20 protein-coding genes are annotated in these 23,716 nt (G+C 71.4%); 16 read left to right on the forward strand and 4 right to left on the reverse strand.

All coding sequences use genetic code 11. The annotated features are described in order from the left end of the window. The first annotated feature begins 31 nt into the window (after positions 1–31). A complete protein-coding gene (locus ACFHWT_RS07460; protein ID WP_416593838.1) occupies positions 32–1,147 on the forward strand; it encodes an FAD-dependent monooxygenase in 1,116 nt (371 codons plus the stop codon). Between the two features lie 151 nt (positions 1,148–1,298). Then, positions 1,299–3,059 (forward strand): cytochrome c oxidase subunit I, encoded by a 1,761-nt coding sequence (gene ctaD, locus ACFHWT_RS07465; protein WP_416593839.1) that lies wholly within the window; start codon positions 1,299–1,301, stop codon positions 3,057–3,059. Positions 3,060–3,152: 93 nt separating this feature from the next. On the opposite strand, the gene ACFHWT_RS07470 is transcribed toward ctaD, so the two are convergent. The 4 genes from ACFHWT_RS07470 to ACFHWT_RS07485 form a co-directional block, all read right to left on the reverse strand. Continuing rightward, on the reverse strand, positions 3,153–4,349 hold the full coding sequence (locus ACFHWT_RS07470) for an MFS transporter (protein ID WP_416593840.1): 1,197 nt from the start codon (positions 4,347–4,349) through the stop codon (positions 3,153–3,155). A gap of 120 nt (positions 4,350–4,469) precedes the next feature. Then, entirely contained in the window at positions 4,470–5,054 is a 585-nt protein-coding gene (locus ACFHWT_RS07475) for a nicotinamidase (protein ID WP_416593841.1), read from the reverse strand. A gap of 78 nt (positions 5,055–5,132) precedes the next feature. Further along, a complete protein-coding gene (locus tag ACFHWT_RS07480; protein WP_416593842.1) occupies positions 5,133–6,422 on the reverse strand; it encodes a nicotinate phosphoribosyltransferase in 1,290 nt (429 codons plus the stop codon). Continuing rightward, complete coding sequence (locus ACFHWT_RS07485) at positions 6,419–9,094, reverse strand: LuxR C-terminal-related transcriptional regulator (protein ID WP_416593843.1); 2,676 nt, start codon at positions 9,092–9,094, stop codon at positions 6,419–6,421. Before ACFHWT_RS07485 ends, ACFHWT_RS07480 begins: the two co-directional genes overlap by 4 nt. A 272-nt stretch (positions 9,095–9,366) precedes the next feature. On the opposite strand from ACFHWT_RS07485, the gene ACFHWT_RS07490 reads away from it, so the two are divergent. From ACFHWT_RS07490 to ACFHWT_RS07555, 14 genes are all read left to right on the forward strand, one after another. Then, the gene (locus ACFHWT_RS07490; protein ID WP_416593844.1) at positions 9,367–10,803 is read left to right on the forward strand and encodes a hypothetical protein; all 1,437 of its coding nucleotides are present in this window, start codon (positions 9,367–9,369) and stop codon (positions 10,801–10,803) included. Between the two features lie 49 nt (positions 10,804–10,852). Beyond that, positions 10,853–11,143 carry an ATP-dependent Clp protease adapter ClpS gene (clpS, locus tag ACFHWT_RS07495; RefSeq protein WP_278167442.1) on the forward strand — a complete coding sequence of 97 codons (291 nt, stop codon included), beginning with the start codon at positions 10,853–10,855 and terminating at the stop codon, positions 11,141–11,143. Beyond that, positions 11,140–11,649 carry a DUF2017 domain-containing protein gene (locus ACFHWT_RS07500; RefSeq protein ID WP_416593845.1) on the forward strand — a complete coding sequence of 170 codons (510 nt, stop codon included), beginning with the start codon at positions 11,140–11,142 and terminating at the stop codon, positions 11,647–11,649. The genes clpS and ACFHWT_RS07500 overlap by 4 nt, the downstream gene beginning before the upstream one ends. A gap of 90 nt (positions 11,650–11,739) precedes the next feature. Next, the gene (locus ACFHWT_RS07505) at positions 11,740–12,231 is read left to right on the forward strand and encodes a M67 family metallopeptidase (RefSeq protein ID WP_278167444.1); all 492 of its coding nucleotides are present in this window, start codon (positions 11,740–11,742) and stop codon (positions 12,229–12,231) included. A 60-nt stretch (positions 12,232–12,291) separates the two neighbouring features. Then, entirely contained in the window at positions 12,292–12,609 is a 318-nt protein-coding gene (locus tag ACFHWT_RS07510; RefSeq protein WP_416593846.1) for a MoaD/ThiS family protein, read from the forward strand. 10 nt (positions 12,610–12,619) lie between these two features. Beyond that, on the forward strand, positions 12,620–13,585 hold the full coding sequence (locus ACFHWT_RS07515; protein ID WP_416593847.1) for a PLP-dependent cysteine synthase family protein: 966 nt from the start codon (positions 12,620–12,622) through the stop codon (positions 13,583–13,585). Positions 13,586–13,847: 262 nt separating this feature from the next. Further along, a complete protein-coding gene (locus ACFHWT_RS07520; protein ID WP_416593848.1) occupies positions 13,848–14,594 on the forward strand; it encodes an MBL fold metallo-hydrolase in 747 nt (248 codons plus the stop codon). 98 nt (positions 14,595–14,692) lie between these two features. Further along, positions 14,693–15,838 (forward strand): glycosyltransferase family 4 protein, encoded by a 1,146-nt coding sequence (locus tag ACFHWT_RS07525; RefSeq protein ID WP_416593849.1) that lies wholly within the window; start codon positions 14,693–14,695, stop codon positions 15,836–15,838. A gap of 109 nt (positions 15,839–15,947) precedes the next feature. Beyond that, positions 15,948–16,676 (forward strand): ribonuclease PH, encoded by a 729-nt coding sequence (gene rph, locus ACFHWT_RS07530; protein WP_416593850.1) that lies wholly within the window; start codon positions 15,948–15,950, stop codon positions 16,674–16,676. Further along, positions 16,673–17,302, forward strand: coding sequence for an RdgB/HAM1 family non-canonical purine NTP pyrophosphatase (rdgB, locus tag ACFHWT_RS07535; RefSeq protein WP_416593851.1), 630 nt, complete (start codon positions 16,673–16,675; stop codon positions 17,300–17,302). Before rph ends, rdgB begins: the two co-directional genes overlap by 4 nt. A 122-nt stretch (positions 17,303–17,424) precedes the next feature. Next, entirely contained in the window at positions 17,425–19,164 is a 1,740-nt protein-coding gene (locus ACFHWT_RS07540) for a glycoside hydrolase family 26 protein (protein WP_416593852.1), read from the forward strand. Between the two features lie 181 nt (positions 19,165–19,345). Further along, positions 19,346–21,283, forward strand: coding sequence for a hypothetical protein (locus ACFHWT_RS07545; protein WP_416593925.1), 1,938 nt, complete (start codon positions 19,346–19,348; stop codon positions 21,281–21,283). 114 nt (positions 21,284–21,397) lie between these two features. Then, positions 21,398–21,946 carry an acyltransferase gene (locus ACFHWT_RS07550; protein ID WP_416593853.1) on the forward strand — a complete coding sequence of 183 codons (549 nt, stop codon included), beginning with the start codon at positions 21,398–21,400 and terminating at the stop codon, positions 21,944–21,946. Then, complete coding sequence (locus tag ACFHWT_RS07555) at positions 21,939–23,690, forward strand: lipopolysaccharide biosynthesis protein (protein ID WP_416593854.1); 1,752 nt, start codon at positions 21,939–21,941, stop codon at positions 23,688–23,690. Before ACFHWT_RS07550 ends, ACFHWT_RS07555 begins: the two co-directional genes overlap by 8 nt. The last annotated feature ends 26 nt before the right edge of the window (positions 23,691–23,716 follow it).

Raw genomic sequence — 23,716 nt, forward strand, 5'->3', positions numbered from 1 at the left:
AGTGTCTATTCCCCCGGAGGCGGCGCGGACCATGGCTCAACCACCCGTGCGCGTGCTCATCGTCGGTGCCAGCGTCGCCGGGCTGGCCGCCGCCCGGGCGCTGCGGCTGGCCGGCATCCGGCCCGAGCTGGTGGAGAAGCTGGCCCCGACCGTCGTCGCCGGCGCCGGGATCTTCCTGCCCGGCAATGCCATCCGCGCGCTGCGTGAGCTTGGTCTGGACAATCCGTTACGCCCGCTCGGCGCGGTGGTCCGGCGGCAGCGATTCCTCGACGCCACCGGCGCCGAGCTGTGCTCGGTCGATCTGGAACAGCTGTGGCAGGGGGTCGGGCAGTGTCGGGCGTTGCCCCGCGCGGACCTGCACCAGGTGCTGCTCACCGGTGCCGGCGGGGAGGTGCGGTACCACACCGAGGTGTGCGACGTGGAGGTCGGCGACGAGACCACCAAGGTCGCCTTCGGCGACGGCTCCTACGCCGAGTACGACCTGGTCGTCGGAGCGGACGGGCGCCGGTCGGCGGTCCGTCGACTGGCCGAGATCGGCGGCGCGCCGCACCCGGTCGGCCAGATCGCCTACCGCAGCGTGGTCAGCGGCGGTCCGGAGATCACCGAGTGGACGGCACTGCTCGGGCAACGGTCCGGCATCGCGCTCGCCCCGATGGGCTACGGCCGGGTCTACCTCTACGCCGACGAGCCGCTGCCGGCCGGCTCCGCCCCGCCCGCCGACCCGTTGGTCCGGCTTCACCAGCTCCTCGGCGACTACGGCGGGCCGGTGCCAGCGGTCCTCGACGCGGTGGAGAAGGTACAGGTGGCCGTCACCGACGAGGTCGAGCTGAGCGGCTGGTCCCGGGGCAACGTGGTGCTCGTCGGGGACGCCGCCCACGCCACCGCACCGACCCTGTCCCAGGGGGCGGCGATGGCGTTCGAGGACGCGCTGGTCCTGGCCGAGGAGTTGGGCGCCGCCACGTCGGTCGCCGGAGCCCTCGCCAGGTACGAGAGCCGACGTCGGCCGCGTACCCAGTGGGTCCTGGACCGGACCCGGGACCGGGACCGGACCCGCGACGTCGCCCCGGTCCTGCGTGACCCGATGCTGCGCGCCAAGGGCGGCACCATCTTCCAGGAGCACTACCGGTTGCTCGTCGACCCGGTGTGACTCGACCCGGTGTGAACTGCCCGGCGGCCCGCCGCCGTCCGGGCACCCGGCGTGCGGACCGGCGGTGAACGGGGACTATCCTGCCTGCGAGGCACGGCCAGCGGATCATCAACCCGGGCGCCGTGGGATTGACGAGAACCGGAGGCCATTCGTGACCACCGTCGCACCGAAGCCGATCGCCAGCCGGCCCTTCCCGGTCCGCAGGCCGGTCCGCGGCTCGGCCATGGCGCGGCTGCTGCGCACGACCGACGCGAAGCAGATCGGGATCATGTACATGATCACCGCCTTCGCGTTCTTCATGATCGGTGGCCTGATGGCCCTGATCATGCGTGCGGAGCTGGCCCAGCCGGGGATGCAGTTCCTCTCCCCGGAGCAGTACAACCAGCTGTTCACCATGCACGGCACGATCATGCTGCTGTTCTTCGCGACGCCGATCGTGTTCGCCTTCGCCAACTACGTTACGCCGATCCAGATCGGCGCGCCGGATGTTTCCTTTCCCCGGCTGAACAGTTTCGCCTACTGGCTGTACCTGTTCGGCGGCACCTTGGCGATGGGCGGCTTCCTCACCCCGGGCGGCGCCGCCGACTTCGGCTGGTTCGCGTACACCCCGCTGAGCAGCGTCGAGCACTCCCCGGGCGTCGGCGCCAACATGTGGATCGTCGGCCTGGCGATCTCCGGTCTGGGCACCATCCTCGGCGCGGTCAACATGATCACCACGATCCTGACCCTGCGTGCGCCGGGCATGACCATGTTCCGGATGCCGATCTTCACCTGGAACATCCTGGTCACCAGCCTCCTGGTGATCATGGTCTTCCCGCTGTTGGCCGCCGCGCTGTTCGCGCTCGCCGCCGACCGGATGCTCGGTGCCCACGTGTACGCACCGGAGACCGGTGGGCCGCTGCTGTGGCAGCACCTGTTCTGGTTCTTCGGCCACCCCGAGGTGTACATCGTCGCGCTGCCGTTCTTCGGCATCATCAGCGAGATCATCCCGGTCTTCTCCCGCAAGCCGATCTTCGGCTACAAGGGCCTGGTGGCCGCCACGATCGCGATCGCCGCGCTGTCGATGAGCGTCTGGGCACACCACATGTTCGCCACCGGCGCGGTGCTGCTGCCCTTCTTCAGCTTCCTGAGCTTCCTGATCGCCGTGCCGACCGGCATGAAGTTCTTCAACTGGATCGGCACCATGTGGCGGGGGCAGATCAGCTTCGAGACGCCGATGCTCTGGTCGATCGGCTTCCTGGTCACCTTCCTCTTCGGCGGTCTGTCGGGTGTGCTGCTGGCCAGCCCGCCGATCGACTTCCATGTCTCGGACTCGTACTTCGTCGTCGCCCACTTCCACTACGTGCTGTTCGGCACGATCGTGTTCGCGGTGTTCGGCGGCATCTACTTCTGGTTTCCGAAGTTCACCGGACGGATGCTCGACGAGCGGCTGGGCCGGGTGCACTTCTGGCTGACCTTCGTCGGCTTCCACACCACCTTCCTGGTGCAGCACTGGCTCGGTGCCGAGGGCTTCCCCCGCCGGTACGCCGACTACCAGGCGATCGACGGCTGGACCACGCTGAACATGATCTCCACGGTCGGCTCGTTCGTCACCGGCATCTCCACCCTGCCGTTCCTGTACAACGTGTGGAAGTCGTACAAGGCCGGACCGCTGGTCGAGGTCGACGACCCGTGGGGCCACGGGAACTCGCTGGAGTGGGCGACGAGCTGCCCGCCGCCGCTGCGTAACTTCGACCGGATGCCCCGGATCCGCTCCGAGCGGCCGGCGTTCGACCTGAAGTTCCCGGAGCTGGCCGCCGGCCACCACTCGGTTGCCGGCCCGCCGGAGGGCGGTGCCAAGCCGCTGACCAGCGAGTCTGACGGCGGTGCCACGTACCAGGAGGACACCGCCAGCAACGTCGACCGGCGCTGACCCGCCAGCCGGCGCTGACCCACGATCGGCCTACGACGCGACCCCGGACGACATCGCATCGCCCGGGGTCGCGTCGTGTGTGCGGGAGCCTCGTCACCGCAGGGCCGGCACCCGGTCCGGTGCCGGCCGGCGGCGCGACTGCATGACGACCATCGGCAGCGCCAGCAGCAGCCCCGCCGCGCCGATCGCCACGAAACCCCACGTCGGCGTACTGGCGTCGATCACCGCACCGGTCAACGGTGCCCCGACGGCCATGCCCACGGTCAACGCCGAACCGTGCAGACCCATCGCCTCGCCGCGTACCGCCGCCGGGGCCAGCCGGGCGACCGCGTCGGACGTGGCGGCGATCGTCGGCGCGCAGAGCAGCCCGGCCGGGGCCAGGGCCAGCCCCAGCGTCCACCAGTGCCCGGCCCCGAGGCCGACCGGAATGGTGGCGACCGCCAGTATCACCATCAACCCGACCGGCGGCACCGCACGCCGGGTGGCACCGTAGGCGAACCCGCCGACCAGTGAATACGCCCCCCAGCCGGCGAGTACGACGCTGGTCCAAACCAACTGGTCGCTGTCCCGCAGCGCGGCGATCAACGCCACGTCGGTGCCGCCGAGCACCAGCGTCGACGCTGCGCCGACCGCGAGCACCCCGAGCAGCTGCGGGGTCAGCCAGTACCGCCGGGCGATCCGGACGCCAGCCCGCTCCGGCTCCTCGTGCCGGGCGCGGATCGGCGGGTCGACGACGAACAGCGCCAGCCCGGCGGCGACCAGGCCGGCGCCGACCGCGACCACCGCGATCCGGGGGGAGACCGAGGTGGCGAGCAGCACCGCCAGCGCCGGGCCGACCATGAACGACAGCTCGACCGACATCGAGTCCAGGGCGTACGCCGGACGGCGCTGCTCCGCCGGCACCAGCGCGGCCAGCGACTGCCGGATCACCGAGAACACCGGCAGGCTGAGCAGACCGGCGACGACCGCGGCGACCAGCAACGCGGGGTACGGCAGCGCCTGCGCCACGGCCCAGAAGACGCCCTGGGCGGCGATCGAGACAGCCAGCACCGGACGTAACCCGCGCCGGTCGACCAGCCGGCCCAGCACGGGCGCGCCAGTCGCGGCCCCGACGGTCAACGCGGTACCGGCCAGACCAGCTGCGGCGTACCCCCGGCCCAGGTCCAGCACGACGTACAGGGTCAGCGCCACCCCGGCGGCGGTGTTCGGCATCCGGGCCAGCACCGACAGGGCGAGTAGCCGGGTCACCCCGGGCAGCGCGAGCGCCTCCCGGTAAGGAGTCAGGTTCATCGGGCGGTGTTACCTCCGGCAGGCATCATGCCCGCCGGGTACGACGCCGGCCAGCCGATATCCGCACCGCAAGCCCGACATCCGGTCCGACCACGGCCGGCGGGTCAGACCGGCGGCTGGTCAGGCCGGACGCAGCACCGGGGAGCCGGTCAATGTGACCCCGGCGGCCCGCATCGCGTCCACCGCCACCTCGGTGGTGTCCCGGGCCACCCCGGCGGTCAGGTCGAGCAGCACGGTGGTGTCGAAGCCGGCCCGGGCGGCGTCCAGCGCGGTCGCCCGTACGCAGTGGTCGGTGGCGATGCCGACCACGTCGACCCCGGTGATCCCGCGTTCCCGCAGCCAGTCGGCCAGGCCGGTGCCGTCGTCGGTGTGACCCTCGAAGCCCGAGTAGGCCGCCGCGTACTGACCCTTACGGAAGACCGCCTCGATCCGATCGGTGGCCAGCCCGGGATGGAACCCGTCCCCGCCGGTGCCCACCACACAGTGCGCCGGCCAGGTGTCGACGAAGTCCGGCGGGTCACCGAAGTGCCCGCCGGGGTCGACGTGGTAGTCCTTGGTCGCCACCACGTGCCGCCACCGCCGCTGCGGCGCCTCGGCAACGGTCCGGGAGATCGCCGCCGCCACGTCGGTGCCGCCGCCCACAGCGAGTGAGCCGCCTTCACAAAAGTCGTTCTGTACGTCAACGATGATCAGTGCCCGGTGCATGGTCGTCGTCCTCCTGCTTCTGACTTCTGAACGGGCGGTCACCGGCCGCTCCCGGTCGCGCCGGTCACGGCCAGGCGGTCACTGGCCGGCGGGCACGACGGTCACCGGGATGGCCGGATCTCCGGCGGACAGTTTCAGCCCTTCCCACGGTATCGAGATCAGGCAGCGGCGCAGGTGCTCCCGGGACTCGTCGAGCGGCGGCCGGGCCAGCGCCTCGCCGGCGGCGACAAAGGACCGTTGCAGCACCCGGTCGCCGTTGACCCGGTCCGGCACCCCCTGCGAGACGACGATCTCCTCGGTAGCGGTGCCGGTCGGCTTGTGCCGGCGTACCGCTACCTTCCGGCCCCCGACGGTGGCCTTGTTCTCGGAGCGCTTGACCACCGGCCGACCGTCGACCTCGACCAGCTTGTAGACCAGCCGGGCGGTCGGCGCGCCGGAACCGGTCACCACGGCGGTGCCGGCGCCGTACATGTCGACCGGCTCGGCGGCGAGCGAGGCGATCGCGTACTCGTCGAGATCACCGGAAACGATGATCTTGGTCTCGGTGGCACCGAGCGAGTCCAGCAGTTCCCGGGACTGTTGTGCCAGGACCGACAGGTCACCGGAGTCGATCCGGATCGCCCGTAGGTCCGGCCCGGCGACCTCGATCGCGTTACGGATGCCCTGGCTGATGCTGTAGGTGTCGACCAGCAGCGTGGTGTCCCGCCCGAGCGTGGCCACCTGGGACGCGAACGCGGCCCGTTCGTCGTCGTGCAGCAGGGTGAACGCGTGCGCCGAGGTGCCCGCCGTCGGGATGCCGTACCGGGCACCCGCCGCCAGGTTGGACGTGGCCGCGAAACCGGTCAGGTACGCGGCCCGGGCAGCCGCCACCGCGGCCTCCTCGTGGGTGCGCCGGGAGCCCATCTCGATCACCGGGCGGCCGCGAGCCGCGGTCACCGCCCGCGCCGCCGCCGCCGCGATCGCGCAGTCGTGGTTCAGCACCGACAGCACCAGGGTTTCCAGCAGGACGCACTCGGCGAACGTGCCGGAGACGGTGAGGATCGGCGAGTTCGGGAAGTACAACTCTCCCTCGGCGTACCCGTCGACGTCCCCGGTGAACCGGTAGTCGGTCAGCCACTGTGCGGTGTCGGCGTCGACCACCGCGCGGTCCCGCAGGTGGCGGACGGTCTCCGCGTCGAAGCGGAAGTCCCGGATCAGGTCGACCAGCCGACCGGTGCCGGCCACCACACCGTACCGACGACCGGTCGGCAGCCGCCGGGCGAAGACCTCGAACACGCAGTGCCGGTGCGCGCTGCCGTCGGCCAACGCGGCGGCGAGCATGGTCAGCTCGTAGTGGTCGGTCAGCAGAGCGGGGCTGGAGCTGGTCACCTGGCTACTGTACGGCCGCCCGGCCGGTGCGGTCCGGCCTGGCCCGGTGGCCCCGGCTCCTCGGGCAGGGCGCGCACCGCCTCGGCCAGCTCGACACGCCCGGTCACGCCGAGCTTGCCGTACGCCCGTTGCAGATGGTTCTCCACGGTGCGGGGCGACAGGAACAACCGCTGCGCGATCTCCCGGCTGGCCACGCCGGCTGCCGCCAGTCTCGCCACCTGTTGCTCCCGGTCCGTCAGGTTGGGCCGGCCGGCCAGCAACGCCGGGGTACGCACGTCGACGCACTGGCCGAGCGACCGGCCGAGCAGCACGTTGGTCTGTCCGGTGACCGGCGACCGGGCCAGCCGCTGCCGCCGTACCGCCATCGCGGCGGACTCGGCGGCGAACAGGTGCAGCCCGAGGCCGGCGAAGCCGCTGGCGGCGCGCAGCAGGGCACCGTACGGTCCGTTGGCGGCGCCCTGCGCCTGGCGCAGGACCAGCGGCGGCAGGGGGCCCTCGACCACCTTGGCGAGCTCGGTCAGCCGGTCCACCGCCAGGTCGGCCCGGTCCAGCCGGACCAGGTCGTGCAGCACCATCACCTCGTGGCCGGCGAAACCGTCGGTACGCAGCCGGGCCGCCAGCTCCCGCAGCATGCCGACCGCGCCGGTGACGTCCCCCTCGGCGACCGTCACCCAGCAGCGCGCCTGCTCCCGCCACGGGTACAGGATGGCCATGCCGGGGGTCTGCGCCCGGTCTGAGTCGGCCATCGCCGCGGCGGCCTGGGCGGCCTCGCCGCGCAGGGCTGCGGCGTGTGCGCGTTCGGCGTGGGCCAGCCCGGCGTACACCCGGCCGGTGGCCAGCGTGGCGCACGCCTGCAGGCTGTGTCGCAGCGCGTCGTCGAGCCGGCCGCGCAGCCGGGCGGCCTGCGCCCGGATCACCGACAGGTAACCGGACCCGAGCCGGAAGTCACCGGCGTCGGCCAGGTCGGCGAACTCCTCGGCGACGATCGCCTCGATCCCGGACAGGTCGCCGGCGAGCACCAGCCGGGTGCCGCGGGCGAGTTCCAGCGCCAACTGCAGGTAGGGAAGTTCGGTACGCCAGTGCGGGGCGTCGGCCTCGACCCGGGCGATGGCCCGGCCGCTGCCGGTCAGGTCACCCTGCGCGGCCTGCAGGTGGGCGATGGTGCACTGGGCCAGCCCGTGGGCGGCGTGACTGGCCGCCGGCCGGTCGAGTACGGCGTGTGCCAGCCGCAGCGCGGCGTCACACTCCAGCCGGTGCAGCCGCATGATCGCCTCGAATGAGTCGACCCGGACCCGCTCGGCCGGGTCGGTCAGCTCGCGGGCACCGGCCGCCAGGTCCTCCAGCGTCGACTCGTTGCCGAGCCCCCAGTAGGCGACCAGTCCCAGCACCATCAACCAGCGGCTGCGTCGTTCGTCGGTGGTGACCTCGTCGCGGACCGCCTCGATGGTGGTCAGAGCCCGCTCCGGCTCGTCGCGGAACATCAGGATGGTCGCCCACAGCTCGGCGGCGTCGAACCCGCCGCCGGCGTCGAACGCTCGGCCGGCCAGCCGGTCGGCCAGTGGAACGTCGTACCCGGCGAACGCCCGGCCGGCCGCGTTGAGCAGCATCGCCGGGTCGTCGGCGGTGTTCGACTCGAGCCGCCAGACGGCGACCCGCAGCAGATCCTCCCGGCGCCGTGCCCCGACTCCGTCCACGAGTGAGGCGAGCTGCGCCTGCAGCCGCTGCGCCCGGGTGACCGGGCACCGGCGGCGTACCACCTCGCCGTACAGCGGATGGGCCATGTGCACGTCCTGCCGGCGGTCGTCGATGTCGACCCGGATCAGCCCTCGTTCCTCGGCGGCCTCCACGTCGGAGTGCCGGCTGGTCCGCAGCAGCAGTCGCAGCCCGATGGGCTGGCCGAACGCCACCAGCTCGACGACGCCGCGGACCGACGGGCTGAGCTGGCCGATCCGGGTGTCGATCAGGTCGGTCAGGCTCGGTGCCAGCTCCAGCCGGCCGGTCCACCGCCACACCCCGTACGTCTGGGTCAGCTCCTGCCCGGACTGGGCGGCGATGACGAGTTCCCGCAGCAGCAGCGGGTTTCCCTCGGACAGCCGCCACAGCCGTTCGGCCGAGGCCGGGTCCAGCGGCCCACCGAGCAGTTCCATCAGCAGGCCAGTGCTGTCGACGACGTCCAGTGGCGCCAGCTCGTCGTGTACCACCAGATCGTCGGCCCACAGTGCCCGGATCGGCAGCGGCACCGGCTCGCCGCTGAGCAGCGTACCCAGCACAGTGGCCTGACCGGAGCGGGCGATCAGGTTCGTCACCGCCGCCGAGGAGGGGTCGAGCAGATGCGCGTCGTCGATGGCGAGCACGATCGGTCGGCCCGCAGCCCGTTGCCGCAGCGACTCGACGGCCCACCGCAGCAGCGCCGAGGGGGACAACCCGGGTGGCTGGTCCGCCGGGAGCACCTGGGCTAGGCCGGCGAACGGCAGGCCAGCGGCGCTGACGCTGCCCGAGGCGAACCAGACCGCGTAGGTCTCGGTCGGCAGTCTACCTACGACTTCACGCAACAGCCGGCTCTTGCCGATCCCGGCGGAGCCGCTGAGGATCAGGCCGCGACCGCCGTCGGTGGCGGCGGCGAACAGCCGGTCGAGCTCTTCGGACCGTCCTACGAAGCTCCACAGGCCCATGGCAGGGGAGCATATAGAACGGTTGCCAAGGGGGAAGGGCCAGTCACGCATCGCAGTTGAGTATGAAGTGTTCGATCAGTTGAGTAGTGATAGTCGTCGCTGTGTAAGTGATTGTGCACGTAGCGTCGGTGTGCTGGTATTTCGTGGCGATGACGCCCGAAGGAGCTCGTCTTGTGGAGTCCGTGACAGTACCGTCGAATCGCCCGGCCACCCGCGCCGCCGCCCGCGTTCCCCGGCAGCGCAGGCAGCCGCGCCGCCCAGGTGATCTGGCTGTGGACCTGCCGATGGCCGCCCCGGTGCCGCCGCCCCCACCGGCCGACGAACCGGTCGCGGCCGTCGTGGTCGGAGCCGCCGCCAACAGCCGCCGGGCCGTGCTGACCGCGTTTCTCGACGGTGCACCGCTGCCCGACCTGCGTCCGCCCGAGAGTTTCCTGGTCATCCGGCACGGTACGGTCGAGCGGATCGCGGCATTTCTGCCCGGCTGGTCGCAGCCGTGGATCGTCCCGGCGCGGTCGGCGCGGTCCGGTGCCGGCCTGGCCCTGCCCCGTCCACCGCGCCGGGTCGAGGTGATCCGGCCGGATGCCTCGCTGCGCCGGCTCAGCCTGGTCGATTCGCCCGACGTGGAGACGCTCCGGTCGGCCGGCGCGACGGTGCTGCTCGACGCGGCGGTACGCGGCGGCGCGCTGGTCTTCGTGGTTGGTGCCGGGCCGCCGCCCGGGCAGATCGAACACGAACTGCTGCGCCGGGCGCTGGGTGCCGGTGTCGCGGTATTCGTCGCTATCACCGCGGCCGGCATACAGAGCGCGGGCGAGTCGTTCCAGCGGGCGGAGCTGCTCGCCGCTGTTCCGGAGCTGGAACAGGCACCCTGGCACTCGGTCGATGCGGCAACCGGCGATGCGGTGTTTCTTCGCCGGGAGGTGACCGACTGGGCCGCCCGGGAGGCGCTGCACCGGGCCGGCACCGGTCTGGCCGATCAGCAGGCGTTCGACGAGCAGCCGACACTGCCGCCCGGCGGGCCGGCAGCCGACTGGTCCGAGCAGCTGGACCGGGTGGTGCGACGGATCGGCCAGCGGGTGCGGCACACATTGGCGATCGAGTTGGCCAACCTGCACCTGGCTGCCGTCCGCGAGCTGCTGTTCGGCGGTGGACCGGCCGGGATACCCGGCTTCCTGGACCGCGAGTTCCTGACCCTGTCGTTGCACGCCAGTGCGGCCTGTGCCGTGGGCGTGGACGACGCGGTGGACGAGGCCGTCGATCAGGTGTTCGGGTCCGACCCGGCACAGCGGCTCGGACCGCTGCTGCGTGAGCAGCTCCGCGGCCGGCTGCTCGGGGATCCACCCACGGCAGTCGCGGAAGGACTCCTGACGACCGCCGCCGGCCAGTGCGAGCCGGTGCCGTCCTCCGCCACCGGGCCGTCGCCCGTCGCGGGGCCGTCCCCCGTGGTGGTGGATGTCTTCGCCGCGTACCCGGTGCAGCGGTCCCGGTGCACCGTGCCGCCGATCGGCGTCGCGCTCGCCGCCGACTGCTGGCACCCGCGCGGTGGACCGTCCGGGATGGCGCCGGACCAGGCCCGGTCCTGGATTCAGCAGGCGCTGCGGGCGGTGGAGATCGCGCTGTCCCAGGAGATCGCGTTGCGGTTCGCCGCAGTACGGCGTGGCCTGGCCAACCTGTTGGCTGATGCGATCGACAGCGGCGACGCGCCGGGCTGACCGTGGTGGGCGTTGTCCGCCCCGGCCCCACCGGTGGCACGATGGGGGAATGGCGGCTCCCCAGGTTGCTCCGGTCGAGACGCCGGACACGGTCGAGATGCCAGGTGACGAACGACTGTGGGTGACCATCGTCTGGGACGATCCGGTCAACCTGATGACGTACGTGACCTGGGTCTTTCAGAAGTTGTTCGGGTACAGCCAGGCCAAGGCGGAGGAGTTGATGCTCGACGTGCACAACAAGGGCCGGGCGGTGGTGTCCAGCGGGGCCCGCGAGCGGATGGAGCTCGACGCGTCCCGGCTGCACGCCTACGGGCTCTGGGCGACGGTCGACCGGGCATGAGCATGTTCCGGCGCCGCAACGGGCGCGTCGTCGCCGTCTTCTCCCCGGACGAGGTACGGGTGTTGCGCAAGGTCGCCGGTGAGGTGGTGGGTCTGCTCACCGACGGGTTCGAACGGGACGATCCTGTGGTCGACCGGCTGTTTCCGGACACCTACCGGGACGATCCAGCGAGCTCGGCGGAGCTGCGGCGGTACACCGAGAGCGACCTCAAGACGGCAAAGATCGACCAGGCGGGAGCGGTGCTCGCCGCGTTGCCGGCCGACGCCGACGACACCGGCGCGGAGGTCCGCCTGGACAGCGAGGCGGCTGAGGCGTGGCTGCGCGCGATCAACGACGCCCGGCTGGCGATGGGCGTCCGGTTGCAGGTGCGGGCCGACACCGATCTAGGTGCCGAGCTGGCGGCGGCCGAGCAGGACGATCCGTCGTCGAGCCGGCTGTTCCAGCTGTCGGTCTACGCCTATCTGGGCTATCTGCAGGAGTCCCTGCTCGGCGCGTTGCTCGACTGACGTCGGCTGGCGTCGACAGGCGTCGGCCAGCGTGACGACCGCCACGGGCCGGCCGGGCCGGAGAAGCGGAGAAGGCGGTAGGCTGGGGTCGTGCTGAGCATCGACCGGTCGATCATCGACGCGATCGTCGCCCATGCCCGCCGGGACCACCCCGACGAGGCGTGCGGCGTCGTCGCCGGACCGGCTGGCTCGGACACGCCGACCCGGCACATCCCCATGCAGAACGCGGCCCGCTCGATGACGTTCTACGAGTTCGACTCGATGGAGCAGTTGCATCTGTGGCGGGAGATGGACGACCGGGACGAGGAGCCGGTGGTGATCTACCACTCGCACACCGCGACCGAGGCGTACCCGTCCCGCACCGACGCGGCGATCGCCGGCTGGCCCGAGGCCCACTACCTACTGGTCTCCACCCGTGACCCGGAGGTCACCGAGATCCGGTCGTTCCGCATCGTGGACGAGGTGGTGACCGAGGAGCCGGTCAATCTCATTGACGCCGGTGTCGACCCGCACGCGGTGCAGTCGTACCTGTTCGGGCAAACCCCGACCACGGTCGACTACGAGTGTTCGTCCGGCCGCTGACCCTGGCGCCGTACCGCACCGCAGTCTGGTCCGACCTACCGTTGCAATAGGAGCACGTCAATGTCTATCGAAGTTCGCGTCCCCACCATCCTGCGTAGCTACACCGGCGGCGCCAAGGTCGTCGAAGGCAACGGGGACACCCTCGCCGCCCTGCTGGACGACCTCGACGCCAAGCACTCCGGCCTGCGTGGCCGGCTGGTCACCGACGAGGGCAACCTGCACCGCTTCGTCAACATTTACGTCAACGACGAGGACGTCCGGTTCCTCGGCGCGCTCGAGGCCAAGGTCGCCGACGGGGACACCGTGACGATCCTGCCCGCGGTGGCCGGCGGCGCGGACGACGTCGCCTCGGCCACCACCAGCACCGTCAGCGGCTGAGCGGCCCGCCATGACGCGCTACGACAGCCTGCTCGACGCGTGTGGCGGCACCCCGCTGGTCGGCCTGCCCCGGCTCTCCCCGGTGGTGCCCGACGGGGCACCACCGGTACGGCTGTGGGCCAAGCTGGAGGACCGCAACCCGACCGGCAGTGTCAAGGACCGGGCGGCCATGTTCATGGTCCGCGCCGCCGAACGGGCCGGGCGGCTCCGGCCCGGCGACACCATCCTCGAACCCACCAGCGGCAACACCGGCATCTCGCTCGCCATGGTGGCGAAGCTGCGCGGCTACCGGCTGGTCTGCGTGATGCCGGAGAACGTCTCCGCCGAACGGGTCCAACTGCTCCGGATGTACGGCGCCGAGATCATCTTCTCGCCGGCCGCCGGCGGCTCCAACCAGGCGGTGGCCACCGCCAAGCAGATCGCCGCCGAGCACCCCGACTGGGTGATGCTCTACCAGTACGGCAACAGCGGCAACGCCCAGGCCCACTACGAGACCACCGGTCCGGAGCTGCTGCGCGACCTGCCCACGGTCACCCACTTCGTCGCCGGGCTCGGCACCACCGGCACCCTGATGGGCACCGGGCGCTACCTGCGGGAGAAGGTCGACGGCATCGAGGTGGTCGCCGCCGAGCCCCGCTACGGCGAGCTGGTGTACGGGTTACGCAACATCGACGAAGGCTACGTGCCGGAGCTGTACGACGCGAACGTGCTGACCCGGCGGTTCTCGGTGGGTACCCGCGACGCGGTGCTGCGGACCCGGCAGCTGGTGGAGGTAGAGGGGCTCTTCGTCGGCTTCTCGACCGGCGCCGTACTGCACGCCGCGCTCGCCGTCGCGCACGAGGCGGTCAAGGCCGGCCGCCGCGCCGACGTGGCGTTCCTGGTCGCCGACGGCGGCTGGAAGTACCTCTCCACCGGTGCGTACGGCGGCACGCTGTCCGACGCCGAGGAAGCGCTGGAAGGCCAGCTCTGGGCCTGAGCCGCACCGGTCGGCGCAGTCTGCGCACCGCGGTGTTCCGGTGCAAATGATTGGTTGTGCTATGGGCGATCCTGGTGCGGGTTGTCGAAGTCGCTCCAGTTGTTCGCGCTTCGGTGTCACGTTGACGACAAGTTGCAGCGGATCTTTCATTCCGCCGCTGGCTGCGGCGTAGGCTGCCGAGCGTGGCAGAGCCGCTGGTGGAGATCTTCGATGGCATGAACGGCGCATCGCCGGTGTCTCACCGCGACCGTGGGAACAGTTGATGCGTCTGACCGTACTCGGCTGCGCCGGGAGTTTCCCCGGGCCCGAGGCCGCCTGTTCGGCCTACCTGATCGAGGCGGACGGGTTCCGCCTGCTCGTCGACTTCGGCTCGGGTTCGCTGTCCGCCCTGCAGCGGTACGCCGGCCTGCACACGGTCGACGCGATCCTGCTCACCCACCTGCACTGCGACCACATGCTCGACGCATGCACCTACGTGGTGGTGCGGCGCTACGCCCCAGACGGTCCGTACCCGCCGCTGCCGGTCTACGCCCCGGCCGGCGCGCCCGACCGGATCGCCACCGCATACAACATCAGCGGCGAGCCGGTCGACGACGTCTACACCTTCTACGGCCTGCAGCCCGGCAGCTTCCCGATCGGCCCGCTGCAGGTCACCGTCGACCGGGTCAACCACCCGGTGGAAACCTACGGGGTACGCGTGGAGCACGGCGACCGGGTGCTGACCTACTCGTCGGACACGGCACCCTGTGAGGCGCTGCTGCGGCTGGCCCAGGACGCGCACGTCTTCCTCTGCGAGGCCAGCTACCTCGACGGGGTGGACAACCCGCCGGACCTGCACCTGACCGGCCGGGAAGCCGGGGAGGCCGCGACCAAGGCGGGGGTCGGCCGGCTGCTGCTGACCCACCTGGTCACCGCCTGGGGCAGCGAGGCGTCGACGTTCGAGGCGGCGGCGTCGAGCTTCGACGGCCCGGTCGAGATCGTCCGGGCCGGCGCCCGATACGAGGTCTGACCGGTCGACACCGGGCATCCGGTCTCTTGCCGCAGAGTTCGCCCGCTGGTCAACGCGGCGTAGCCTTGGCCACCCGCACAGGCGCGACCGTGACACCCATGCGCGTCGCGATCGTCACCGAGTCCTTCCCGCCGGACCTCAACGGGGTGGCGCACTCCGTGGTGCGGGTCGCCGAACACCTGGTCGCCCGCGGCCACGAGCCGTTGGTGGTCGCGCCAGCGCCGGCCGCCGCCGGGCGGGCGGAGGCCGGTGCCCACCCGTACCCGGTGGTCCGGGTGCCGAGCCTGCCGGTGCCGCTCTACCGCAGCTTCCGGCTTGGCCTGCCGAGCCGCCGGCTCACCGAGGTGCTGGCCGACCACGCCCCGGACGTCGTACATCTGGCCAGCCCGTTCGTGCTCGGCGCGCGTGGTCTGACGGTGGCCCGCCGGTTGCGGCTACCCACCCTGGCGGTCTACCAGACCGACGTGGCCGCCTACGCCCGCGCGTACCACCTGGGGTGGAGCGTGGCGACGGTCTGGCGCTGGCTGCGCGAGATCCACAACGCTGCGGACCGCACCCTGGCGCCCTCGACCGCCGCGGCCGCCGACCTGACCGCCAACGGCATCGACCGGGTACGCATCTGGGGCCGCGGCATCGACCCGGTCCGGTTCGCCCCGGCCCACCGCTGCGAACAGACCCGCCGCGAGCTGGCTCCCGGTGGTGAGACGCTGGTCGGCTACGTCGGCCGGCTCGCCGCCGAGAAGCGGGTGGACCTGCTCGCCGAAACCAGTCGGCTGCCGGGCGTACGGGTCGTGGTGGTAGGTGACGGACCGGCCCGCAAGGAGTTGGAACGCGCCCTGCCGGCGGTCCGCTTCCTCGGTGCCCGGCACGGCCGTGACCTGGCCCGGCTGTACGCCAGCTTCGACGTGTTCACCCACACCGGGCCGCACGAGACCTTCGGCCAGACCGTGCAGGAGGCGCAGGCCAGTGGCGTACCGGTGGTGGCGCCGGCCGCCGGTGGCCCGATGGACCTGGTGGTGTCCGGGGTGACCGGGCTGCTGGTGCCGCCCGATGATCCGACGGCGCTCGCCGAGGCGGTCGCCGGGCTGGTCGCCGATCCGGCCCGCCGGGCCCGGTACGGCCGGGCCGCGCGGGCCGCGGTCGCCGGCCGCACCTGGGCGGCGATCGGCGACGAGTTGATCGAGCACTACCGCGCCGTGCTGGACGCACCCGGCGTCGTGGCCCGTCTGCCGGTCGCCGCCTGACATCCGGCGGAGCATCAGCATCCGGCACATCCAGCGGACCATCAGCATCCGGACCGGTGCGGTGTGACCCGGACGGGGCCCGCAGCGGCGCGGCACATAGGCTCTGCGCATGGCACGACCCGACGGACGCACCCACGCTCAGCTACGACCGGTGACCCTGACCCGCAACTGGAGCATGCACCCGGAAGGGTCGGTGCTGGTCGAGTTCGGGCAGACCAAGGTGCTCTGCACCGCGAGCGTCACCGAGGGGGTGCCCCGCTGGCGGAAGGGTTCCGGACTGGGCTGGGTGACGGCCGAGTACGCCATGCTGCCGCGGGCGACCACCACCCGGTCGGACCGGGAGAGCGTCAAGGGCCGGCTGGGCGGCCGGACCCACGAGATCTCCCGGCTGATCGGGCGCAGCCTGCGTGCCGCTGTCGATCTGAAGGCGCTCGGGGAGAACTCGATCGTGCTGGACTGCGACGTGCTGCAGGCCGACGGCGGCACCCGGACCGCCGCGATCACCGGCGGCTACGTCGCGCTGACCGACGCGGTCAGCTGGCTGGCCGACCGCAAGGCGCTCAGCGGCAAGCCGGACCGGGTGATGCGGCGCTCGATCGCGGCGGTCAGCGTCGGCGTGATCGACGGCGAACCGCGGCTGGACCTGTGTTATCTGGAGGACGTCGCGGCCGACGTGGACATGAACGTGGTCTGCACCGGCGACGGGGACTTCGTCGAGGTACAGGGGACCGGCGAGGCGGCGGTGTTCGGCCGGGACCAGCTAGACGCCATGCTCGACCTGGCGGTCGCCGGCTGCGCCGAGCTGACCGCCGCACAGCGTAAGGTGCTGGACCGGTGAGCGCGGCGCCGGCCGGGCGTGCCCGGCTGCTGCTCGCCACCCGCAACGGCAAGAAGCTGGCCGAGCTGCAGCGGATCCTGGACACTTCGCTCGGTGCCCACCGGGTCGAACTGGTCGGGCTGGCCGACCTGGAGCCCTACCCGGAGGTGCCCGAGTCCGGTCTCACCTTCGGGGAGAACGCGCTGCTCAAAGCCAGGGAAGGCTGTCGATACACCGGGTTGCCGACGGTCGCCGACGACTCCGGGTTGGCCGTTGACGCCCTGGGTGGGATGCCCGGAGTGTTCAGTGCCCGGTGGTCCGGCCGGCACGGTGACGACCTCGCCAACCTGCATCTGGTGCTGGCTCAGCTCTCCGACGTTCCGGACGAGCACCGGGCGGCGTCGTTCGTCTGTGCGGCGGCTCTGGTGCTGCCCGGCGGCAAGGAACACCTGGTCGAAGGACGCCAGTCCGGCCGGCTGTTGCGCGCCGGTCGCGGCGACGGCGGCTTCGGTTACGACCCGATCTTCCTCGGTGACGGCCAGGAACGGACCAACGCCGAGCTCAGCCCGGCCGAGAAGGACGCGATCAGCCACCGTGGCAAGGCATTCCGGTTGATGGCGAAGGTCGTCGCGAAGACCCTCGGATGACGCCGGTAAATTTAATTAGTGCTTAGATCTCTGGTTACTCGGCGTACATCTGAGCTCACCCCCGTTAGGCTCGCGCGGCAAGCTCGTGCCACAGGGGGGTTGTTTTCTTGAGTAGACACAGATTGAGCGACGCCATCGCGCGTACCGGTTCCGGCCGTCGCCGGCTCATCGTCGGCGGCGTCAGCGCCACGTTGCTGGCCGGCATGGTGGTCACCGCCCTGCCGTTGCTCGCCGACGACGAGGTCACCGTGTCGGCCAGCGCCGACACCACCGCCACCGACGTGCCGCAGGACGGTGACAACGGGGCGAAGACCACCCTGGCCACCTGTCCCGCGCTCTGCGAGCGCAACCCGCGGGGGGCCCGGGATGCGATCGTCGAGTTCACCGTCGACCAACTGCCGAAGACCGTCCGCAACCTGCGGGTCCGCCTGCAGCTGTACTCCTGGCAGGAATTGGACGCGCAGGTCACCGCGTACCGGACCGCAGTGGACGCCCGCCAGCCGCGGCCGTCGCTGGCCGGGGCGGACGGGGTCGCCCGTACCGTCGACCGGGCACTCGCGACGCTGCCGACGGTCCGCAAGGGCTACAACGAGTGGGACGTGTCCGCGCAGGTCGCCGGCAACGGCACCTACACGTTCGCGCTGCGCCAGACCGGGCTGAACAAGCGCGTCTACTGGCCGTCGGTCGAATACCGCGACCAGTCGATCCGGCCCCGGCTGGTGATCAGCTACGAACCGGCGGCGGACGACGCGCCCGGCACTCCGCCACCGGCTGCGGCGCCCACTCCGTCCGCGCCGCCGAGCGCGCCGGTGCCGACCACCGCGGCCCCGTCGGCGTCCGCGTCGGCGTCCGCGTCGGCGTCCGCTTCGCCGACCGTGGCGCCCAGCGCGTCGGCCAGTCCGCCGGCCCCCGGCGCCGGCTGCGGCTCGGTGTCGGACCTGCTGGTGCCCGCCTGCGGTGCCTGGTGGGGGATGTACTCGCCGACCAGCGCCGCGAAGGGCTGGAACCACGGCGGCGCGGTCGCCGAGGTCGAGGCGCAGGTCGGGCGCAAGTTCGACATCGTACACCGCTATCACGACTTCTCGAATGCCGGCAGCAACGGGGCGTTCCCTGACAAGTTCGAGCAGGAGCAGATGCGCGGCGGTCGGTTGATGTTCTTCGCCTGGGAGTCCCGGATTTTCTCCTCCGGCACCACGTTGAGCTGGCGGGACGTCTACAGCGGCCGGTACGACTCGGTGATCGACGACGTGGCCGGCCGGATCAAGGCGACCGGGGTGCCGGTGTTCATGGGCTTCGACCACGAGCCGGAGGACGAGCCGGCCAAGGGCAGCGATGCCGACTTCGTGCGGGCCTGGCGGCACGTGCACCAGCGCTTCGCGAAGGCTGGCGCGGACAACGCGGTCTGGGTGTGGGTGATGATGGGCTGGTCGGGCCATTACGACCGGTACGCCGGTCTCTATCCCGGCGATGCCTATGTGGACTGGGTTGGCTACGATCCGTACAACTTCTACGCCTGCAACGGTGGCAAGACCTGGAAGGACCCGCACACCACGGTCGGTGGCTTCTACCGGTGGCTGGACGAGCACCGCATCGGTGCGGGCAAACCCCGGATGCTGGCCGAGTTCGGCAGCAACTTTCATCCGGACGACCCGGCGGCGAAGCAGCGGTGGTTCGAGCAGTTCCCGGCCGCGATCAAGGCGCATCCGAAGATCAAGGCGGTGGTCTACTTCAACTCCGCCGGATCGACGACCACGTCGGCCACCTGCAACATGACGATGAACCACAACCCGTCGGCGCTGGCCGGGTTCACCAAAGCCGGCAAGGATCCCTACTTCCGGCAGCCGCTGCCCGGCCGGAGTTGACCTGGTAGGACGATCAGCAGATCTGGAAGAAACCCGATCGGTCGCCGTCCGATCGGTGGATGTCTGACCCGGCTGGGGTTGGCGCACGCTGTCTGAGACAATTTCCCATCTGGAGGGAAGCGTGAACCAATCCCAGCCTGGCTGGCGTCTGTCCAGCGGCCGTCGTCCGTGGGTATTGTCCCTGGTCGCGACGGCTGCAGTGCTGACACTGATCATCGACGCGACGGCCGCGGGCGCCGCCGTCGTCCCCACCCCGGCTCCGGCCACTCTGGTCTCGACCAACCCGGCGGACCACACTCCACATGCCCGCAACGGAGAAGCCCGGGCGTTCGCCGAGATCGGTGGCGTGGTCTTCGTCGGTGGCACCTTCACCGAGGTCCGGCCGACCAGTTCGGCGACCTGGGAGGCCCGGCCGTACCTGTTCGGGTACCAGCGGTCCACCGGCGCGCTGGTCGCCGGTTTCCAGCCCGACCTGGACGGTGCGGTGAACACCATCGAGGTCACCCCGGCCGGTGAGCTGATCGTCGGCGGGGTCTTCCGCAACGTCAACGGCGAGCCCCGCCGCAACCTGGTCGCCCTCGATCCGGCGACCGGTGCCACGGTGCCGTCGTGGGAGGGCCGCTCCGACGGCGGAGTGGTCCGCGACATGGAGGTCAGCGGCGACTGGCTCTACATCGGCGGCGCGTTCAACTGGGTCAACGGCACCCAGCACGCCGGGCTCGCCCGGCTGGACGTGGAGACCGGCGCGATCGATCCGACCTTCGACGTCGACATCGCGGTGGGCCGGCACGACGTGCCACCGTACGTGTGGACGCTCGACGTCGCACCCGACGGCGACACGCTGGTTTTCGGCGGCAACTTCCGTGAGGTCGAAGGCCTGACCCGGGAGCAGATCGCGATGGTCGACCTGACCGGGACCCCGGCCCTGGTCGACTGGGACAGCAACCACCGGTTCGCCCCGAACTGCTCCTGGCGGACCTTCACCCACTACGTGCAGGACATCAGCTTCGGCGACGACAGCAGCTACTTCGTCGTCGGCACCAACGGGGGGTCGGGCTGGCCGACCGCGTACTGCGACGCGCTGGCCCGCTACGAGACCACCGACCGGGGCAGCGACCTCGACGCCACCTGGCTCAACTTCACCGGCAACGACACCATCACCTCGGTGGTGGTGCGCGACGGCATCGCCTACACCGGCGGACACTTCCGCTGGCTGAACAACCCTAACCGCAGTGACAACGCCGGCGACGGCGCGGTCGACCGGCTCGGCATCGGCGCGGTGACCGTGGCGACCGGGATGCCGGTCAACTGGAACCCGCGGCGCAGCGGCGGATCGGCGCTGCCGCCCGGCGCGAGCAGCTGGGGTTCGGCGGTGCCGGTGCTCTGGTTCGGCTCGGACGGCCTCTACTTCGGCCACAACTCCGACGGCATGGGTAACGAGTACCACGGCCGGCTCGGCATGTTTCCCGATGCGGGTGGGCGGACCATCGTGCCGCGCAACCCGCCGACCGGCAGCACCGGCTACCTCTACCTGGCGGCAGCCAACGGCGACCTGACCAAGGTGCCGTTCGACGGGGCAACGTTCGGCACGGCGACTGTCACCAACCAGCCGAACCTGGTCGACGCCGGCGCGGTGTGGCGGGTGCACAACCGGATCTACTGGGCCCGCCCGGTCGCCGGCACCGACACCGGCAGCCGGCTGGACATCTCGATGTTCAACGGAAGCAGCGTCGGCGGGCCGTGGGAGAGTTCGGGCTACAACTCCTGGTTCGACGCGTTGTCGCTGAACGCCGCGTTCTACCTGGACGGCCGGCTCTACTACACCCGCTCCGGCAGCGGCAACGATCAGCTGTTCTACCGGTACTTCGAACTCGACGGTAACTACCTCGGCGCCACCGAGTTCACCGTACCGACCGACGGTGTCACCTGGAGCTCGGTCCGTGGTATGGCCTGGGTGGCCGGCAGCATCGTGTTCGGCTCGTCCGACGGGCGGCTGCGGTCGGTGCCGTTCGACCCGACCGCCGACGTCGCGGTGGCCGGCACCGCGGTGACCGTGCTGGCCGAGCCCGACCCGGCGCTCGACTGGACCAACCGGTCGATGTTCTTCGCGGCCGAGTGACCGGGCGGCGTAGCGCCCCGCAGTGACCGGATGAGGGCCGGCGGCAGCATCCCTGCTGCCGGCTCACCGGCCATTTTGTAGGGTGAGGCATCGTTGCACAGGGGAGGCGGACCGGTGGGGTCGAGCACACGTCGGCACGGCGCACTGCTGCGGGTGGTGTTCGCCGTCAAGCGGACCTACTACCAGCTGCGGTATCCCCGCCTGAAGCTCGGCCGAGGCGTGGAGATCCGGGGCCGGGTCCGGCTCCGCCGAGGGGTGCGGGTGACGATCGGCGACCGGACCCGGCTCAACAAGCTGGTCCGCTTCGCCGGCACGGGTGAGGTCACAGTCGGTGCCGACTGCCTGCTCAACGCCACCTGGATCGGCAGTTGGACCACTGTCGAGGTCGGTGACCGGTGTCTGCTGTCCGACTGCGAGCTGATGGACAACGATTTCCACAATCTCCCGCCGCAGCTGCGGCATGCACCGCCCGGCACGGCGACCCGGGCGCCGATCGTCGTCGGTGACAACGTCTGGATCGGGGCGCACGTCCTGGTGATGAAGGGCGTCCGGATCGGCCGCGACAGCGTCGTCGGTGCCGGCACGGTGGTCCGCGTCGACGTACCCGATCGGGTCGTCGTGATCGGCAACCCGCAGCAGATTGTGAAGAAGTTCGATGAGTGACCAGCCAGCCCGGACCGTGACCCTCACCGACCTGCTGCGGATCCCACGGCTGCGGTGGCTGACGGTCGTCGCGGGCGCCGCGACCGGCCTGCTGTTGGCGATCGGCTACCTGGTGGTGGCCCCACCTGCCGCCTCGGCCACCGCGGTCGTCGCGGTCCGGCCGGTGGTCACCGACGCCTTCACCTATCCCGGGGCCGGCGCCGACCGTTCGGTCAACATGAACGTCGAGAGTGGCATCGCGGCCAGCACCGAGGTGCTCTCCCGGATCGCCGAGGCCCGGTCGACCGACGTCGTCGAGGTCCGCCGGGCGCTGCAGATCGAGGTCCCCACCGGTGGCCAGATCCTGCGGTTCACCTACTCGACCGGCACGGTCGACGCCGCCGTCGACACCGTGAACCTCGCGGCCACCACCTATCTGCAGGTGCGCCAGGAGATGTACGAGCGGCAGCGCACCGACATGCTGGCCTCCTACGACGAGAGCATCGTCAAGGTGGCCGAGCAGCAGGACGCGGCGCAGAGCCGGATCGCCGACGCGAACAGCGCCCCGGCGGCCGACGCGGCGTTGGCCGAGTTCGGCTCGCTGAGCAACCAGCTGGCCGAGCTCAACGCGGCCCGTACCGAGATCGCCGCGATCGACGTCACGCCCGGCTGGATCACCCAGAGCGCCCAGCAGCAACTGTCCACCGACGGTCCGCCCGGGATCCTCTACCCGTTGGCCGGCCTGCTGGTCGGCGCGGTAATCGGGGTGCTGCTGACCTACCTGCGGGAGTCGGTGGACCGGCGGATCCGCAGCGAGGCGGAGGCCAGCGAGGTCGCCGGGCTGCCGCTGCTGGGCACCGTACGTCGCCGTGGACTGCGGGTCGACGCACGTACCGTCGACGCCGACGTCCGGTACGTCGGCATGGCCATCGCCGAACAGCTCCGCCAGGCGGTCCGTACCCCGGTGGTGGTGATCTCGTCGCGCAACCGGGAGGACACCACCCCGATGACCGCGAGTCTCGCCGTCGCGCTGGCCGCCGACGGGCGGGACGTATACATCGGCGACGACAGCCACCGGGTGACCGCGCTGCGCGACGCGCTGCTCGCCGACCGGCGCCGAGTGCCGTCCGGGCCGTTCGTCCCGGCGCAGCCGGACGGTACGGCACCGACCCAGCCAGGCGGCGCGGCACCGACCCAACCGGACGGTGGTAAGGCAACGACCCAGCCAGGCGGTGTGGAGCAGCGCCCCGGCGACAGCGGCGACCCGGAGAGCACCCTGATCTTCTCCCTGCCCAACGTCGATCAGGACCGCACGGTGATCCTGCCCCGGGTAACCGACACGGTGGACGATTCGGCCGCTCCCACCCGACGGCCGTCGCCTCGGCCGACCCCGGGCACCGGGCAGTCCCGGCCGTCGGGCGGCGGCCGGTCGGCGGCCGGCGATCGCCCGGCCGGCGACGACGGCCCGGTGGTCGCCACCATCCCGGTCCGTACGCTGCCGGCGGACGCGCTCACCGTCGGGGCCGGCATGGTCCGCATCGGCCTGTACGCGCAGGCACCGCGCGACGGGGAGATCGTGCTGTTCAACGCCCCACCGGCCGAGTCGGACGAGCGTGGCGTGCGGGAGGCGCGGACCGGCACCGCGATCGTCGTGGTCGAGCGGGACCGTACCCGGCTGGCCGACCTGCGCCGGTTGACCGACCGGCTGCGCGCCGCCGGGGCCGAGCCGCTCGGCTTCGTGCTCACCGGCAGCGGCCGTGGTTGAGCTGGCCCGGCACCCCCCGGCGTTGC

Source organism: Micromonospora sp. LOL_021 (assembly GCF_048060215.1).
In the GTDB taxonomy this organism is placed as follows: domain Bacteria; phylum Actinomycetota; class Actinomycetes; order Mycobacteriales; family Micromonosporaceae; genus Micromonospora_E.